This is a genomic window from Pseudomonas sp. 15C (assembly GCF_055484735.1).
The window spans coordinates 25,207-40,522 of sequence record NZ_JBUDGD010000008.1 but is presented as its reverse complement, the minus strand read 5'-3'; the positions used below and the strand labels follow the sequence as shown (position 1 = coordinate 40,522).

The 15,316-nt window shown below is 62.0% G+C and carries 15 protein-coding genes and 1 other RNA gene; 11 read left to right on the top strand and 5 right to left on the bottom strand.

All coding sequences use genetic code 11. The features are described from left to right. Positions 1-75: 75 nt before the first annotated feature. Positions 76-528 carry an EVE domain-containing protein gene (locus tag ACYYKW_RS06700; protein WP_093097240.1) on the bottom strand — a complete coding sequence of 151 codons (453 nt, stop codon included), beginning with the start codon at positions 526-528 and terminating at the stop codon, positions 76-78. 197 nt (positions 529-725) lie between these two features. On the opposite strand from ACYYKW_RS06700, the gene ACYYKW_RS06695 reads away from it, so the two are divergent. After that, entirely contained in the window at positions 726-881 is a 156-nt protein-coding gene (locus tag ACYYKW_RS06695; RefSeq protein ID WP_090287349.1) for a hypothetical protein, read from the top strand. 39 nt (positions 882-920) lie between these two features. Here the strand turns inward: ACYYKW_RS06695 and ACYYKW_RS06690 are convergent, their stop codons facing one another. From ACYYKW_RS06690 to ACYYKW_RS06675, 4 genes are all read right to left on the bottom strand, one after another. Beyond that, a complete protein-coding gene (locus tag ACYYKW_RS06690) occupies positions 921-1,523 on the bottom strand; it encodes a 5-formyltetrahydrofolate cyclo-ligase (protein WP_093097243.1) in 603 nt (200 codons plus the stop codon). Positions 1,524-1,602: 79 nt separating this feature from the next. After that, positions 1,603-1,781, bottom strand: a non-coding RNA gene (gene ssrS, locus ACYYKW_RS06685) — 6S RNA. 30 nt (positions 1,782-1,811) lie between these two features. Then, a complete protein-coding gene (locus ACYYKW_RS06680; RefSeq protein WP_016772632.1) occupies positions 1,812-2,129 on the bottom strand; it encodes a cell division protein ZapA in 318 nt (105 codons plus the stop codon). Next, positions 2,126-2,335 carry a TIGR02449 family protein gene (locus tag ACYYKW_RS06675; RefSeq protein WP_007911197.1) on the bottom strand — a complete coding sequence of 70 codons (210 nt, stop codon included), beginning with the start codon at positions 2,333-2,335 and terminating at the stop codon, positions 2,126-2,128. Before ACYYKW_RS06675 ends, ACYYKW_RS06680 begins: the two co-directional genes overlap by 4 nt. Before the next feature lie 130 nt (positions 2,336-2,465). Between ACYYKW_RS06675 and ACYYKW_RS06670 the strand changes: the two genes are divergently transcribed. The 10 genes from ACYYKW_RS06670 (at position 2,466) to gcvP (ending at position 15,183) form a co-directional block, all read left to right on the top strand. Then, positions 2,466-3,026, top strand: a complete 561-nt coding sequence (locus tag ACYYKW_RS06670) for a YecA/YgfB family protein (protein ID WP_093097247.1) — start codon at positions 2,466-2,468, stop codon at positions 3,024-3,026. A 27-nt stretch (positions 3,027-3,053) separates the two neighbouring features. Next, positions 3,054-4,388 carry a Xaa-Pro aminopeptidase gene (gene pepP, locus ACYYKW_RS06665; RefSeq protein WP_464989700.1) on the top strand — a complete coding sequence of 445 codons (1,335 nt, stop codon included), beginning with the start codon at positions 3,054-3,056 and terminating at the stop codon, positions 4,386-4,388. Next, positions 4,385-5,572: a 2-octaprenyl-6-methoxyphenyl hydroxylase gene (gene ubiH, locus ACYYKW_RS06660; RefSeq protein ID WP_093097256.1), complete on the top strand. Its 1,188-nt coding sequence runs from the start codon at positions 4,385-4,387 to the stop codon at positions 5,570-5,572. Before pepP ends, ubiH begins: the two co-directional genes overlap by 4 nt. After that, positions 5,565-6,050: a DUF4442 domain-containing protein gene (locus ACYYKW_RS06655; RefSeq protein ID WP_093097259.1), complete on the top strand. Its 486-nt coding sequence runs from the start codon at positions 5,565-5,567 to the stop codon at positions 6,048-6,050. Before ubiH ends, ACYYKW_RS06655 begins: the two co-directional genes overlap by 8 nt. 9 nt (positions 6,051-6,059) lie before the next feature. Then, on the top strand, positions 6,060-7,277 hold the full coding sequence (locus ACYYKW_RS06650) for a 2-octaprenyl-3-methyl-6-methoxy-1,4-benzoquinol hydroxylase (protein WP_464989734.1): 1,218 nt from the start codon (positions 6,060-6,062) through the stop codon (positions 7,275-7,277). A gap of 246 nt (positions 7,278-7,523) precedes the next feature. After that, a complete protein-coding gene (locus tag ACYYKW_RS06645; RefSeq protein WP_464989699.1) occupies positions 7,524-8,528 on the top strand; it encodes an extracellular solute-binding protein in 1,005 nt (334 codons plus the stop codon). 247 nt (positions 8,529-8,775) lie between these two features. Continuing rightward, the gene (locus ACYYKW_RS06640; RefSeq protein ID WP_464989698.1) at positions 8,776-10,392 is read left to right on the top strand and encodes an ABC transporter permease; all 1,617 of its coding nucleotides are present in this window, start codon (positions 8,776-8,778) and stop codon (positions 10,390-10,392) included. A 155-nt stretch (positions 10,393-10,547) separates the two neighbouring features. Then, complete coding sequence (gene gcvT / locus ACYYKW_RS06635; protein ID WP_464989697.1) at positions 10,548-11,630, top strand: glycine cleavage system aminomethyltransferase GcvT; 1,083 nt, start codon at positions 10,548-10,550, stop codon at positions 11,628-11,630. Positions 11,631-11,678: 48 nt separating this feature from the next. After that, complete coding sequence (gene gcvH / locus ACYYKW_RS06630; protein ID WP_024014734.1) at positions 11,679-12,062, top strand: glycine cleavage system protein GcvH; 384 nt, start codon at positions 11,679-11,681, stop codon at positions 12,060-12,062. A gap of 247 nt (positions 12,063-12,309) precedes the next feature. Further along, the gene (gene gcvP / locus ACYYKW_RS06625) at positions 12,310-15,183 is read left to right on the top strand and encodes an aminomethyl-transferring glycine dehydrogenase (protein ID WP_464989696.1); all 2,874 of its coding nucleotides are present in this window, start codon (positions 12,310-12,312) and stop codon (positions 15,181-15,183) included. The last annotated feature ends 133 nt before the right edge of the window (positions 15,184-15,316 follow it).

Sequence of the window (15,316 nt, the reverse complement as noted above, 5' to 3'; positions counted from 1 at the left end):
CAAATTATGTGTCCACTGAAAATCCCTGTGGGAGCTGGCTTGCCAGCGATTGCATTTTGGCAGGCGCCAAATGAATCAGGGCTTGAGCGCAATCACCGCCGCCCACTGCTCCGCTGTCACCGGCATCACCGACAACCGCGAGCCCTTCTGCACCAGTGGCATCTCCGCCAGCGCGGTCTGCTGCTTCAGATAATCGAGCTTCAGCACTCGCGCAAACGTCTCGACGTGCTCGACATCAATCGCGCTCCAGGCATTTTTCTCCGCCGTAGCCTTGGGATCGAAGTAATGGCTCTCTGGCTCCAGCGCCGTCGGATCGGGATACGCCGCTTCGATGATCCTGCCGATCCCGGCAATCCCCGGCTCCGGGCAACTGGAGTGGTAGAAAAAGAATTCGTCACCTACTGCCATCGCGCGCAGGAAATTGCGCGCCTGATAATTGCGAACCCCGTCCCAGCGCGCCTTGCCGAGCTTTTCCAGGCCTTTGATCGAGAGCTCGTCGGGCTCGGATTTCATCAGCCAATAGGCCATGTTGGGTGCTCCTGAAACGGTCGTTGGGCAGGTTGTCGGGCAATTTTATGACAAACCGACAGTCGGTTGACGTCAGCGTTTGCGCACCGGTTCACGTTGCCGCAAAATGCCGGCCTTTAAAGCTTGACGCTGCTGCACGGCCTACACACGGAAACCGCTGCTGTCATCGTGATGATGTGCCTTGAGGGGGGCAATCGATGAAACGCAAACCGGATTTACTATGGACTTTGGTAATTTTGTTCGGCCTGGGCGTCGTTACCACCGGTTACGCGCAGAGCCTGTGGGCGAACAAGGCGGATGCACCGATTGAGATTGCACAACAAGTGCAACAGTCGACGGCCTTCAAGCGCTGAAACTGTCTTCCTCGACGCCGCTGTTCTGGCGGCGTCCTGTCACGCGAAATACCACGCCTTGTCGGTGACCGTGCCCTGTAACGGTACATCCCAGCTCGCCTGCGCCAAACGTTCGACCTTCTGACATTCATGGGCCAGGCCCAGCAGCGTCGGCTTGCGCCAGTTTTTGCGCCGGGCCAGATAGGCGAGGCTGCGATCGTAGAAACCGCCGCCCATGCCCAGCCGACCGCCGACATCGTCGAACCCCACCAGCGGCAACAGGACCAGATCCAGCGCCCAGACCTTGCGTTGCCGACTCAGATTGGCCTGCGGCTCGAGAATGCGAAAACGATTGGGTCTGAGTTTTTCGCCGGGGCGCACGCGCTGAAAAACCATTTTGGTCCGCGGCCAGGCGCTGAGCACCGGTAGATAGGTCGCCTTGCCCCGGCGCTGGGCTTCGCGCAGCAGCAGACGCGGATCGATTTCGCCGTCGGTGGGCAAATACAAAGAAATGTGTTTCGCCCGACGAAAATGCGGGTCTTGCGCCAGTTGCCGGAACAGGCCTTGGGCAGCCTGGTGTTGCTCGGCGTTGCTCAGCGAGCGACGCGCCTTGCGCAGCAGGCGGCGGAGTTGCGGGCGAGGCAGCAGCGCGGGTTCAGTCATGGTTCGGCTTCGGCAGGGTGGACGAAAACGTACGCATAAAAAATCCGATGTCGGCATAAACCGACATCGGATTCGAATCAGGCTCCCCGGATGTACCGCTGTCAACTCAGCCCTTGAACCCGAAAGTTCAAGGTGGAAGAAGCAGTAGACTTTAAGGCTTTCCGTCTAGCGGACATGCACACCAGCCCAACGTGCAACTTCCAGGGTAGTGCGAATCGGCTCCGGGACATCGTCAACTGGCAAGCACCCCAGGGAGTGCCGCGAGTATACCTCAAGCTGCCAGGCGAATCAGCCCTTGGCGGTGTTCTGATCGTCGGCCAGCACCAGATCGACACGATCGAGCAAGTCACGCACCTGTTCGCGGGTCGAGCCACTGGCCTGGATGTCCGGGCGCTCTTCTTTGTGCAACAGGTCATGGGTGATGTTCAGCGCGGCCATCACGGCAATGCGATCGGCGCCGATGACTTTGCCGCTGCTGCGGATCTCGCGCATCTTGCCATCGAGATAGCGCGCGGCACTGACCAGATTGCTGCGTTCTTCCGGCGGGCAGATGATCGAATACTCTTTGTCGAGGATCTGCACGGTGACGCTATTGCTTGAACTCATGAGTCTTGCTCCAGGGCCTTGAGGCGCGAAATCATCGATTCGACCTTACGCCGGGCGATTTCGTTTTTTTCAATGAGGTGAGCGCGTTCCTCGCGCCAGGTCTTTTCCTGAGCTAGTAAGAGTGCGTTTTGACTCTTTAGTTGCTCGACTCGGCCAATCAGCAGTTCGAGTCTGGCCATCAGCGCTTGCAGGTCGGTGTCTTCCATTGTGTCCACTGGGTTGGAGTCTGTCTGATGGGATAGCTGGCGGACAGCCTTTAATAGTCTTGGCGAGTCTGTCGATGTAGGATACAAGGCCTTCATTCTAGACATAGCGCCGTCTGGCGCCTAGCTGCCCATGACCATTGCGAATTCCCCGTACCAAGCCTTTGCCACCCTGCTGACTGCCAGCGGCCACAACGTCTCGCCTGCCGAACTGCATGGCCTGCTGCTCGGACGCAGTTGCGCCGGCGCCGGCTTCGACCACGAGGGCTGGCTGATCGACGCCGCCGAACTGCTCGAAGGCGATCTTCAGGACAACGTCCGCAACGCCTTGATCGGCCTGCAGGAAATGGTCAAAGGCGAGCTGACCGGCGACGACGTCACCGTCGTTCTGCTGCTGCCGACCGATGACGCGCCGCTGCCGGACCGCGCTGCTGCGCTGGGCCAATGGTGCCAGGGCTTCCTCAGCGGTTTCGGCCTGAACTGCCGCGACAGCAGCATGCTCAGCACCGAAGCCACTGAAGTGCTGCAAGATCTGGCGGCCATCTCCCAGGTGCAGGACGCTCTGGAAGAATCCGAAGACGGCGAATCCGACTACATGGAAGTCATGGAGTACCTGCGCGTCGCGCCGCTGCTGCTGTTCTCGGAAACCAGGAAAGCCGATGCTGCGCCTGCCGCCAAGCCGTCGCTGCATTAATCGCGTGCCAGGGAAAGCCATCTGCCCATGACCCATATCCCCAAAGCGGAATACAGCCGGCGCCGCAAGGCGCTGATGGCGCAGATGGAACCCAACAGCATCGCGATCCTGCCCGCCGCCGCGGTAGCCATCCGCAACCGCGATGTCGAGCACGTCTATCGCCAGGACAGCGACTTTCAATACCTCAGCGGGTTTCCCGAGCCACAAGCGGTGATCGTGCTGATGCCCGGCCGTGAGCATGGCGAATACATCCTGTTCTGCCGCGAGCGCAACGCCGAACGCGAATTGTGGGACGGTTTGCGCGCAGGGCAGGAAGGCGCGATCCGTGATTACGGCGCTGACGATGCATTCCCGATTACTGACATCGATGACATCCTGCCCGGCCTGATCGAAGGCCGCGACCGAGTGTATTCGGCGATGGGCAGCAACCCTGAATTCGACCGCCATCTGATGGACTGGATCAACGTGATCCGCTCCAAGGCCCACCTCGGCGCCCAGCCGCCGAACGAATTCGTTGCCCTGGATCACCTGCTGCACGACATGCGCCTGTATAAATCGGCGGCAGAAGTGAAGGTGATGCGCGAAGCCGCGCGGATCTCGGCGCAAGCGCATATCCGCGCGATGCAGGCCAGTCGCCCGGGGCTTTACGAGTACAGCCTCGAAGCCGAACTGGATTACGAATTTCGCAAGGGCGGGGCGAAGATGCCGGCCTACGGCTCGATCGTCGCCGCCGGGCGCAACAGCTGCATTCTGCATTACCAGCAGAACGACGCGATGCTCAAGGATGGTGATCTGGTGTTGATCGACGCCGGTTGCGAAATCGACTGCTACGCCAGCGATATCACCCGCACCTGGCCGGTCAACGGCCGGTTTTCGCCGGAGCAGAAGGCCATCTACGAATTGGTGCTGGCTTCGCAGGAAGCAGCCTTCGCTGAAATCGCCCCGAACAAGCACTGGAATCAGGCGCACGAAGCCACGGTGCGCGTGATCACCACGGGGTTGGTGAAGCTTGGTTTGCTGCAGGGCAACGTTGACGAACTGATCGCCAGCGAAGCCTATAAAGCGTTTTACATGCATCGCGCCGGCCACTGGCTGGGCATGGATGTTCACGACGTCGGCGAATACAAGGTCGGCGGCGAATGGCGGGTGCTGGAAGTCGGCATGGCGCTGACCGTGGAGCCGGGCATCTACATCGCCCCGGACAATCAGAACGTCGCGAAGAAATGGCGCGGCATTGGCGTGCGCATCGAGGATGACGTGGTGGTGACCCGAACCGGTTGTGAAATCCTCACCGGTGGCGTGCCGAAGACCGTCGCCGAAATCGAAGCGTTGATGGCACAGGCAAGGACACACGCGGCATGAGTCGAGTCAATCTGGCAATCATCGGTGGCGGTCTGGTCGGCGCCAGTCTGGCGTTGGCCCTGCAGGCTGGGGCCAAGGCCCGTGGCTGGAAAATCGTCCTGATCGAACCGTTTGCGCCGGGCGACAGCTGGCAGCCGAGCTACGACGCACGTTCATCGGCGCTGTCCTTCGGCTCGCGGCAGATTTATCAGCGGCTGGGCGTGTGGCAGGAAGTCTCCCGCCGCGCCGAGCCGATCAAACAGATTCATGTCTCCGATCGTGGCCGCTTCTCCACCGCGCGCTTGTCGGCGATGGAAGAGGGCGTGCCGGCGCTCGGCTATGTGGTGGAGAACGCCTGGCTCGGCCAGTGCCTGTGGCAGCACCTCGACAAAGACGTGATCACCTGGCGCTGCCCGGCCGAAGTCTCGCGCATGGAGCCGTTGCCCGACGGCTATCGCCTGACGCTCAACGATGAAACCACCCTCGAATGCGATCTGGCAGTACTCGCCGATGGCGGTCGTTCCGGGCTGCGCGAGCAGTTGGGCATAAACGTGCGCACGCGTCCATACAACCAGAGCGCGCTGATCGCCAACATCACTCCGAGCGAAGCGCACAACGGCATGGCGTTCGAGCGCTTCACCGACGAAGGGCCGATGGCGTTGCTGCCGTTGCCGGACAACCGTTGCGCACTGGTCTGGACCCGTCTGGGCATGGACGCGCAGCGTCTGGCCGAATTGAGCGAACGGGATTTCCTCAGCGAATTGCAGGGTGTGTTCGGTTATCGCCTCGGCACGCTGAAACAGGTCGGCGCGCGGCACCTGTATCCGCTTTCGCTGGTTGAAGCAGAAGAGCAGGTGCGTTCGCATCTGGCCGTGCTTGGCAACGCCGCGCACAGTCTGCATCCGATCGCCGGCCAGGGTTTCAACCTGTCGCTGCGTGACGCCGACGCCCTGGCCGCCGCACTGCTGGGCAGCGATAAAGCGCTGGGCGACTTCGCCACGTTGCAGGCCTATCGCGAGCGTCAACGGCTGGATCAGGACCTCACCGTGGGTTTTTCCGATCAGGTCACGCGCCTGTTCGGCAGCACCCAGCCGCTCGTGTCGCTGGGGCGCAACATCGGCCTGCTCGGCCTTGAGCTGCTGCCGCCGGCCAAGCGCTGGTTCGCCCGTCAGGCCATGGGCCTGGGAACGCGACCGGATGCTTAAGGGGTTGATCGCCAGGTTCGGCAAAGCGCGGCTGATGCGCTGGGCGATGACGTTCTACCCGCCCTATCTGGGCGCCGGGGTGCGGGTCCGGCACATCAGCGATGACTTTCGCGACGTCCGGGTGTCGATGGGGTTGGGCTGGTACAACCGCAACTATGTCGGCACCCAGTTCGGCGGCAGTCTGTATTCGATGGTCGATCCGTTCTTCATGCTGATGCTCATGGAAAACCTTGGCCCGCGTTACATCGTCTGGGACAAGGCCGCTGACATCGATTTCATCGCGCCGGGCAAAGGCCCGGTGTTCGCCCGCTTCACCATCGATGAGACGTTGCTCGCCGAGATCCGCCGGCAGACCGCCGATGGCGAAAAATACCTGCCGCAGTTGCAGGTCGATATTCATGACGGCGCCGGCCATCTGGTGGCGCGGGTCGGTAAAACCCTTTACGTGCGGCTCAAGCCGCAAGCGAGACAGGCTTAAAGCATGGAAATGCGCGCAGATCTGCTGATTGTCGGAGCCGGAATGGTCGGCAGCGCCCTGGCGCTGGCGTTGCAGGACAGCGGCCTGGAAGTGCTGCTGCTCGACGGCAGCCCGTTGAGCGTCAAACCGTTCGCGGCCGATGCACCGTTCGAGCCGCGTGTGAGTGCGCTGTCGGCAGCCAGTCAACGCATTCTCGAACGCCTTGGCGTCTGGGACGGCATTGTCGAACGGCGCACCAGCCCGTACACCGACATGCATGTGTGGGATGGCAGCGGCACCGGGCAGATTCACTTTTCGGCGAGCAGCGTGCATGCCGATGTGCTCGGCCACATCGTCGAAAACCGTGTGGTGCAGGATGCCTTGCTCGAGCGCTTGCACGACTGTGATCTGGGCCTGCTCGCCAATGCGCGGCTGGAGCAGATGCGTCGCTCCGGCGATGACTGGCTGCTGACCCTCGCGGATGGGCGCAAGTTGCGCGCGCCGCTGGTGATCGCCGCGGACGGCGCCAACTCGGCGGTACGCCGCCTCACTGGCGTGGCGACCCGCGAGTGGGATTACCTGCACCACGCCATTGTCACCAGCGTGCGCAGCAGCCAACCGCATCAGTTGACCGCATGGCAGCGCTTCACCGATCACGGGCCGCTGGCGTTTTTGCCGCTGGAGCGTGACGGCCAGCAGGACTGGTGCTCGATCGTCTGGTCGACCACGCCGAGCGAAGCCGAGCGCTTGATGGCGCTGGATGAAGTGGCGTTCTGTGCTGAACTGGAGCGGGCTTTTGAAGGGCGTCTTGGCGACGTCGTCAGCGCCGATCCGCGCGTCTGCGTGCCGCTGCGTCAGCGTCATGCCAAGCGCTACGTGGCCGAAGGGCTGGCGCTGATTGGCGACGCGGCGCACACCATTCACCCGTTGGCGGGGCAGGGGGTGAACCTCGGCTTTCTCGATGCGGCGGTGCTGGCAGAAGTGTTGTTGCAAGCCCGCGAACGTGGCGAGCGGCTGGCAGATGTGAAAGTGCTGAGCCGCTACGAGCGTCGGCGCATGCCACACAACCTCGCGCTGATGGCGGCGATGGAAGGCTTCGAGCGGTTGTTCCAGGCTGATCCGCTGCCGCTGCGCTGGTTGCGCAATGCCGGGTTGAAACTGGTGGAGAAAATGCCGGAGGCCAAGGCTGTGTTTGTGCGTGAAGCCCTTGGGTTGACCGGTGACCTGCCGGCCTTGGCCAAACCCTGAGATGTTCGTTGTTGCTGCTGACCTCATCGCGGGCAAGCCCGCTCCCACAGTGGTCGGTGTGAAACATGAATGTTGGACACACCGAAAACCTTGTGGGAGCTGGCTTGCCAGCGATGGCGTCGGCAAACCCGACACAAAAATAACGCTGTGCAACATCTGGTAACGCCTTCCCCCAGTGTTCGATTGTGGTGGTAAATGTGAGTCCTTATCATTTGGCCCACATTCCCCGACCGAGAGACCACTCCCATGTTGGCACGCAAGCGTCTTCTGACCGCACTGGCCCTGACCCTGATCGGCAGCACCACTGCCCAGGCTGCCGATGAGGTGGTGGTTTACTCGTCGCGCATCGATGAGCTGATCAAACCGGTGTTCGATGCCTACACCGCCAAGACCGGGGTGAAGATCAAGTTCATCACCGACAAGGAAGCGCCGCTGATGCAGCGCATCAAGGCCGAAGGCGAGAACGCCACCGCCGACCTGCTGCTTACCGTCGACGCCGGCAACCTCTGGCAGGCCGAGCAGATGGGCATTTTGCAGCCGTTCACCTCGAAAACCATCGATGCCAATATCCCGTTGCAATATCGCTCGTCCACGCACGCCTGGACCGGCCTGAGCCTGCGCGCACGGACCATCGCCTATTCCACTGAGCGGGTGAAACCGGGCGAACTGACCACTTACGAAGCCTTGGCCGACAAGAACTGGGAAGGCCGCTTGTGCCTGCGCACGGCGAAGAAGGTCTATAACCAGTCGCTCACCGCCACCATGATCGAGGTGCATGGCGCCGAGAAGACCGAGAAGATCCTCAAGGGCTGGGTCAACAACCTGTCCACCGACGTGTTCTCCGATGACGTTGCCGTGCTCGAAGCGATCAACGCCGGGCAATGCGATGTCGGTATCGTCAATACCTATTACTATGGGCGCCTGCACAAGCAGAAGCCGGAGTTACCGGTGAAGCTGTTCTGGCCGAATCAGGCCGATCGTGGCGTGCACGTCAATCTATCGGGCATCGGCCTGACCAAGCATGCACCGCACCCGGAAGCGGCCAAGGCTCTGGTTGAATGGATGACCACGCCAGAAGCGCAGAAGATTTTTGCTGACGTGAACCAGGAGTTCCCGGCCAACCCGGCAGTGGCGCCTTCCGAGGAAGTGGCGGCGTGGGGCAAGTTTGTCGCCGATACCCTGCCGGTGGAAGTGGCGGGCAAGCGCCAGGCTGAGGCGATCCGGATGATGGATCGGGCGGGGTGGAACTGAGGTTGTTCCGATAACGCGGTTCACTTCAGGTCGCTGCCCTCACCCCAGCCCTCACCCGGGGGGAGAGGGAGCCGATCTGTGCAGGGGTTCAACTCCTGAGTTCGACTCGATATTCCAGTTCGGCGTAATTCCCATAAACTGCGCGGTCAGTTCCCTCTCCCTCCGGGAGAGGGCCAGGGTGAGGGCAGCTATCCCAACCTGAAACACGAGCCCCAGGAACACCCCTAATCCCCCCAGAGACCCAAAAGTGGCCCACCCTGCCCAACGCCGCTGGTACCCCATCGTCTTCACCATCGCCGCGCTGGTGCTGTTGCCCCTGAGCGTTCTGCTGCTCTCGTGGCAAACCATCGATCAGCAGATCTGGTCGCACCTGTGGCAAACCCAGATGCCACGCCTGCTCGGCAACACGCTGACGCTGGTGCTCGGCGTCGGGGTTGGCGTGACGTTGCTCGGCGTGAGCCTCGCGTGGCTCACCAGCCTCTGTGAATTCCCCGGTCGGCGCTGGCTCGACTGGGCGCTGATGCTGCCCTTCGCGATCCCCGCCTATGTGCTGGCGTTCGTGTTCGTCGGCCTGCTCGACTTCGCCGGCCCGGTGCAGAGCGTTTTGCGTGAATGGTTCGGTACCGGCCTGCGCCTGCCGAGGGTGCGCTCCACCGGCGGGGTGATCATCGTGCTGGTGCTGGTCTTTTATCCCTACGTTTACCTGTTGGCGCGCACCGCGTTCCTCGCTCAGGGCAAGGGCCTGATGGAAGCCGCGCGAGTACTCGGCCAGTCGCCATGGCAGGCATTCTGGCGCGTCGCACTGCCAATGGCGCGGCCAGCGATCGGCGCGGGGGTGGCGCTGGCATTGATGGAAACCCTGGCGGATTTTGGCGCGGTATCGGTGTTCAACTTCGACACCTTCACCACGGCGATCTACAAGACCTGGTACGGCTTCTTCAGCCTGTCGAGCGCCGCGCAACTGGCCAGCCTGCTACTGCTGGTGGTGATGCTGGTGCTGTACGGCGAACGTCGCGCCCGCGGGGCGAATCGGGCGGGCAACGAGCGGCCGCGGGTCAAGGCGCTGTATCACTTGCGCGGATTCAAGGCGTTCGCGGCGATGTGTTGGTGCGGTCTGGTGTTCGCCTGCGCCTTCGTGATTCCGGTGCTGCAACTAGTCGTGTGGTTCTGGCAGCGCGGGCGTTTCGATCTGGATGAGCGCTACGCCGGGCTGATTTTGCATACCTTGTACCTGGGCGGTATGGCCGCGTTGATCACTGTCAGCGTCGCCTTGCTGCTGGCTTTCGCCCGGCGGCTGGCGCCGACGCCGACAATCAACAGCGGCGTCGGCCTGGCCAACCTTGGTTACGCGCTGCCGGGCTCGGTGCTGGCAGTGTCGATCATGCTCGCCTTCAGCTATCTGGATCGCGAACTGGTGATTCCGCTTTCGGGCTGGTTGGGCGGTGCGGGCAAACCCCTGCTGCTAGGCAGTCTGGCGGCTTTGCTGATGGCCTATCTGGTGCGTTTTGTTGCCGTCGCGTACGGCCCGCTGGAAAGCAGTCTGGCGCGTATACGGCCGTCTTTGCCCGAAGCGGCACGTAGCCTGGGTGTCAGTGGGCCGCGACTGTTTTTCAAAGTGTATCTGCCGTTGTTGCTGCCCGGCACGTTGAGCGCGGCGTTGCTGGTGTTCGTCGATGTGCTCAAGGAAATGCCCGCAACCCTGCTGATGCGCCCGTTTGGCTGGGACACGCTGGCGGTGCGCATCTTTGAAATGACCAGCGAAGGCGAGTGGGCGCGGGCATCGTTGCCGGCACTGACGCTGGTGTTGGTCGGTCTGTTGCCGGTTATCGGATTGATCAGGCGCTCCGCGCACCGAAACACTTAGTCGTCAGTCCTACATCATGCGGCTACAATGCGCGGCATTCGGAGCGGTCCGTCTGACAGACCCGTACGCTGGAATCGGCTGAAAGCCCTGTTCATCAAGGCTTTCGTCCGCATGGCGGCGGTCCGCACCTTCGCCACGCCCGGAAGGAGAAACCCATGGGACAGCGTACGCCTCTGTATGACCTGCACCTCGCCCTCGGCGCGAAGATGGTCGATTTTGGCGGTTGGGACATGCCACTGCATTACGGCTCGCAGGTCGAGGAGCACCACGAAGTGCGCCGCGATTGCGGGGTGTTCGATGTTTCCCACATGACCGTGATCGATGTCAGCGGCACCCAGGCCAAAGCCTGGCTTCAGCATTTGCTGGCCAACGACGTCGACCGCCTGCACCGCCCCGGCCGGGCGTTGTACAGCACCATGCTCAATGAGCGCGGCGGCATCGTCGATGACATGATCGTTTACCGTCTCGACGACGCGTACCGGCTGGTGTTCAACGCCTCCACCCGCGATCAGGATCTGGCGTGGATGAACGCGCAACTCGGCGGTTATGACGTGCAGTTGCATGAACGCCGCGAGCTGGCGATGCTCGCCATTCAGGGCCCGCAGGCCCGGCACAAGATTGCCGAGCTGGTGACCCAGTCTCGCGCGGCCCTGATCCAGCAGCTCAAACCCTTCGAAGGCTATTGCGACGGCGACTGGTTTATCGCGCGCACCGGTTACACCGGCGAGGATGGCCTGGAAATCTGCCTGCCGGCCGATCAGGCGCAGGGTTTCTTCAACGATCTGGTCGGCGCCGGGATTTCCCCGATCGGCCTCGGCGCCCGCGACACCTTGCGGGTCGAGGCCGGAATGAACCTCTACGGGCAAGACATTCATCAGGACGTTTCGCCGCTGGCCTCGAACATGGCCTGGAGCATCGCCTGGGAACCGGCCTCGCGCCAGTTCATCGGTCGCGCGGCGCTGGAGGCGGAAAAAACCGCCGGCGTGGCGCAAAAACTGGTGGGCCTGGTGCTGGAAGAGCGCGGTGTTTTGCGCGCTCATCAGGTGGTGCGTATCGCTGATGTTGGCGAAGGGGAGATCACCAGTGGTAGTTTCTCTCCTACGCTGAGCAAATCGATTGCCCTGGCGCGTGTACCGATGGCGACTGCCGACCGCGCCGAAGTGGAAATCCGTGGCAAGTGGTACCCGGTGCGAGTGGTCAGACCGACCTTCGTGCGCCATGGCAAGACTTTGATCTAACCTTTTTCCGGCGGGCCGACCGCTGACCAATTCCTGAGGACACTGAACATGAGCGATATCCCTGCCGAACTGCGTTTTGCCGAAAGTCACGAATGGGCGCGTCTGGAAGCCGACGGCACCGTCACGGTGGGCATCAGCGATCACGCACAGGAAGCGCTGGGTGATGTGGTGTTCGTTGAACTGACCGAAGTGGGCAAGGTGTTCGCTGCGGGCGATCAGTCCGGCGTGGTCGAGTCGGTGAAAGCCGCTTCCGACATTTATGCCCCGGTCAGCGGTGAAGTCATCGCGATCAACGAAGAGCTGGGCGGGTCGCCCGAGCTGCTCAACTCCGATCCGTATGGCGCGTGGATCTTCAAGCTCAAGCCAAGCGACAAGGCCGAGCTGGACAAGCTGCTGGATGCGGCGGCGTACAAGGCTGCCATCGGCGAGTAAGTCGTCAGCCATATCCAAAGCCCCGATTCGTCGGGGCTTTTTTGTGCCCGACACAAATCCCCTGTAAGAGTGAGCCTGCTCGCGATAGCGTTCTTTCAGACACCTTATGCTGACTGTCACAACGCTATCGCGAGCAGGCTCACTCCTACAGGGTTATGCGCTGCACTTGAAATAGCTTGTCATACAGACTGCTATGCTGGTTTGACCGTGTCGCCTTGACGCCCAGCACCCGCCAGGAGAGCCCGTCATGTCCCAGTTGCCGTCCCTGCGTCAGTTACGCGATCCCGATGCCTTTGCCCGCCGTCACCTCGGCCCGGATGCCGCCGAGCAGCAGGCGATGCTCGACAGCCTCGGCCTCGGCAGTCGGGTCGAACTGATCGAGCAGACCGTGCCGCCGGGGATTCGCTTCAACCGTGCGCTGGACTTGCCAGCGGCCCTTGATGAACCGGCGGCGCTGGCGAAACTGCGTGGTTATGCCGAGCAGAATCAGCTCTGGACCAGCCTGATCGGCATGGGCTATCACGGCACCCTGACGCCGACGGTGATTCTGCGCAACGTGCTGGAAAATCCCGGCTGGTACACCGCGTACACGCCGTATCAACCAGAGATCGCTCAGGGCCGGCTCGAAGCGCTGTTGAATTTCCAGCAACTGACCATCGACCTTACCGGCCTCGAACTGGCCAACGCCTCGCTGCTCGATGAAGCCACGGCGGCGGCTGAGGCCATGGCGCTGGCCAAGCGCGTCGCGAAATCGAAGAGCAATGTGTTTTTTGTCGATGAAAATTGCCATCCACAAACCCTTTCTGTGGTGCAGACACGCGCTGAAGGTTTCGGCTTCGAGCTGATCGTCGACGCTGTGGAGAATTTGCAAGAGCACGTGGTGTTCGGCGCGCTGCTGCAGTATCCCGACACCCACGGAGAGATCCGCGATTTGCGGCCGTTGATCGACCACCTGCATGCGCAGCAGGCGCTGGCCTGCGTCGCCACCGATCTGTTGAGCCTGTTGCTGCTGACGCCGCCGGGTGAACTGGGCGCAGACGTGGTGTTCGGTTCGTCCCAGCGTTTTGGCGTGCCGATGGGTTATGGCGGCCCGCACGCGGCGTTTTTTGCCAGCCGCGAAGAATACAAACGGGCGATTCCCGGGCGGATCATCGGCGTGTCGAAAGATGCCCGGGGCAACGTCGCGCTGCGCATGGCCCTGCAAACCCGCGAGCAACATATCCGCCGCGAAAAAGCCAATTCGAACATCTGCACCGCACAGGTGCTGCTGGCCAACATCGCCAGTTTCTACGCGGTGTATCACGGCCCGGAAGGTTTGCGGCGCATCGCCCAGCGTGTGCATCGGCTGACCTGCGTTCTCGCTGCGGGGCTTGAACGCCATGGGATCAAGCGGGTCAACGCGCAATTCTTCGATACGCTGACGCTGGACGTCGGCGGGGCGCAGACCGCGATCATCGAAAGTGCCAAGGCGGCGCAGATCAATCTGCGCATTCTGGGCCGTGGCCACCTCGGTCTGAGTCTCGACGAAACCTGCGATGAAAGCACTGTGGCGCGACTGTTCGATGTGCTGCTCGGCGCTGATCACGGTCTGGACGTCGACGCGCTGGATGCCGAAGAAGTCGCCTCGGGAATTCCTGACGACCTGCAACGCACCACGCCGTACCTGCGTCATCCGGTGTTCAACGTCCATCACAGCGAAACCGAGATGCTGCGCTATCTCAAGCAACTGGAGAACAAGGATCTGGCGCTCAACCAGTCGATGATCCCGCTGGGCTCCTGCACGATGAAACTCAACGCCACCAGCGAAATGATTCCGATCACCTGGCCGCAGTTCGCCAACCTGCACCCGTTCGTACCGCGCGAGCAGGCGCTGGGTTATACGTTGATGATCGAAGAGCTGGAGCGTTGGCTGTGCGCGATCACCGGCTTCGATGCGATCTGCATGCAGCCCAATTCGGGCGCGCAGGGCGAATACGCCGGGCTGCTGGCGATCCGCAAATACCACGAGAGTCGCCAGCAGGGTGCGCGGGACATCTGCCTGATTCCGGCGTCAGCCCATGGCACCAATCCGGCGTCGGCGCAGATGGCTGGCATGCGCGTGGTCATCGTCGAGTGCGACCAGGCCGGTAACGTCGACCTCGATGATCTGAAAGCCAAAGCCGCTGAAGCGGGAAACAAACTGTCGTGTCTGATGGCGACTTATCCGTCGACCCACGGGGTGTACGAAGAGGGCATCAGCGAGATCTGCCAAGTAATCCATCAGCATGGCGGTCAGGTGTACATGGACGGTGCCAACCTCAATGCGCAGGTCGGCCTGGCGCGGCCGGCGGACATCGGTGCCGATGTCTCGCACATGAATCTGCACAAGACCTTCTGCATCCCGCACGGTGGTGGCGGGCCGGGCATGGGGCCGATTGGTATTCGTGCGCACCTGGCGCCGTTCGTGGCCAACCATCCGGTGGTGCCGATCGACGGGCCGCTGGCGCAGAACGGCGCAGTCAGTGCGGCGCCGTGGGGCAGTGCGAGCATTTTGCCGATCAGTTGGATGTACATCGCCATGATGGGTCCGCAACTGGCCGATGCCAGTGAAGTGGCGATTCTGGCGGCGAATTATCTGGCCGAGCATTTATCCGGCGCGTTCCCGGTGCTCTACACCGGGCGTAACGGGCGGGTGGCGCATGAGTGCATTCTTGATCTGCGTCCGCTGAAAGCGCAGACCGGCATCAGCGAAGAAGACGTGGCCAAGCGTCTGATGGATTACGGTTTCCACGCCCCGACCATGTCCTTTCCGGTGCCGGGCACGTTGATGGTCGAACCGACCGAGAGCGAATCCAAGGCCGAACTGGACCGGTTTATCGGTGCCATGCTGAGCATTCGCGCGGAAATCAGCGAAGTGCAGAACGGTAATTGGCCCGCAGAAGACAACCCGCTCAAGCGCGCGCCGCATACCTTGGCCGATGTCACCGGCGTCTGGGCACGGCCCTACAGCATCGAACGGGCCGTTACGCCGGATGCGCATACCCGGTTGCACAAATATTGGCCGGCGGTGAATCGGGTGGATAACGTTTACGGCGATCGCAATCTGTATTGCGCCTGTGTCCCGGTGGATGATTACCGCTGATTCACACCGGTCCCTTGTAGGCCTTCGCCTGCTCGCGATAGCGGTGTATCAGTCTCTGAAAAGGCTGACTGGCAGACCGCTATCGCGAGCAGGCGAAGGCCTACAGGAGGCGGTGGCGGTTGGGAAATTCGGG

Bases quoted from the DNA above. Each gene is read 5' to 3' on its own strand.
- gcvH (WP_024014734.1), top strand. From the start codon at position 11,679: ATGAGCGATATCCCTGCCGAACTGCGTTTTGCCGAAAGTCACGAATGG.
- ACYYKW_RS06655 (WP_093097259.1), top strand. From the start codon at position 5,565: ATGCTTAAGGGGTTGATCGCCAGGTTCGGCAAAGCGCGGCTGATGCGC.
- ACYYKW_RS06670 (WP_093097247.1), top strand. From the start codon at position 2,466: ATGACCATTGCGAATTCCCCGTACCAAGCCTTTGCCACCCTGCTGACT.
- ACYYKW_RS06675 (WP_007911197.1), bottom strand. From the start codon at position 2,335: ATGGAAGACACCGACCTGCAAGCGCTGATGGCCAGACTCGAACTGCTG.
- ACYYKW_RS06700 (WP_093097240.1), bottom strand. From the start codon at position 528: ATGGCCTATTGGCTGATGAAATCCGAGCCCGACGAGCTCTCGATCAAA.
- ACYYKW_RS06650 (WP_464989734.1), top strand. From the start codon at position 6,060: ATGCGCGCAGATCTGCTGATTGTCGGAGCCGGAATGGTCGGCAGCGCC.
- ACYYKW_RS06645 (WP_464989699.1), top strand. From the start codon at position 7,524: ATGTTGGCACGCAAGCGTCTTCTGACCGCACTGGCCCTGACCCTGATC.
- pepP (WP_464989700.1), top strand. From the start codon at position 3,054: ATGACCCATATCCCCAAAGCGGAATACAGCCGGCGCCGCAAGGCGCTG.
- gcvT (WP_464989697.1), top strand. From the start codon at position 10,548: ATGGGACAGCGTACGCCTCTGTATGACCTGCACCTCGCCCTCGGCGCG.
- ACYYKW_RS06690 (WP_093097243.1), bottom strand. From the start codon at position 1,523: ATGACTGAACCCGCGCTGCTGCCTCGCCCGCAACTCCGCCGCCTGCTG.
- ACYYKW_RS06680 (WP_016772632.1), bottom strand. From the start codon at position 2,129: ATGAGTTCAAGCAATAGCGTCACCGTGCAGATCCTCGACAAAGAGTAT.
- gcvP (WP_464989696.1), top strand. From the start codon at position 12,310: ATGTCCCAGTTGCCGTCCCTGCGTCAGTTACGCGATCCCGATGCCTTT.
- ACYYKW_RS06695 (WP_090287349.1), top strand. From the start codon at position 726: ATGAAACGCAAACCGGATTTACTATGGACTTTGGTAATTTTGTTCGGC.
- ubiH (WP_093097256.1), top strand. From the start codon at position 4,385: ATGAGTCGAGTCAATCTGGCAATCATCGGTGGCGGTCTGGTCGGCGCC.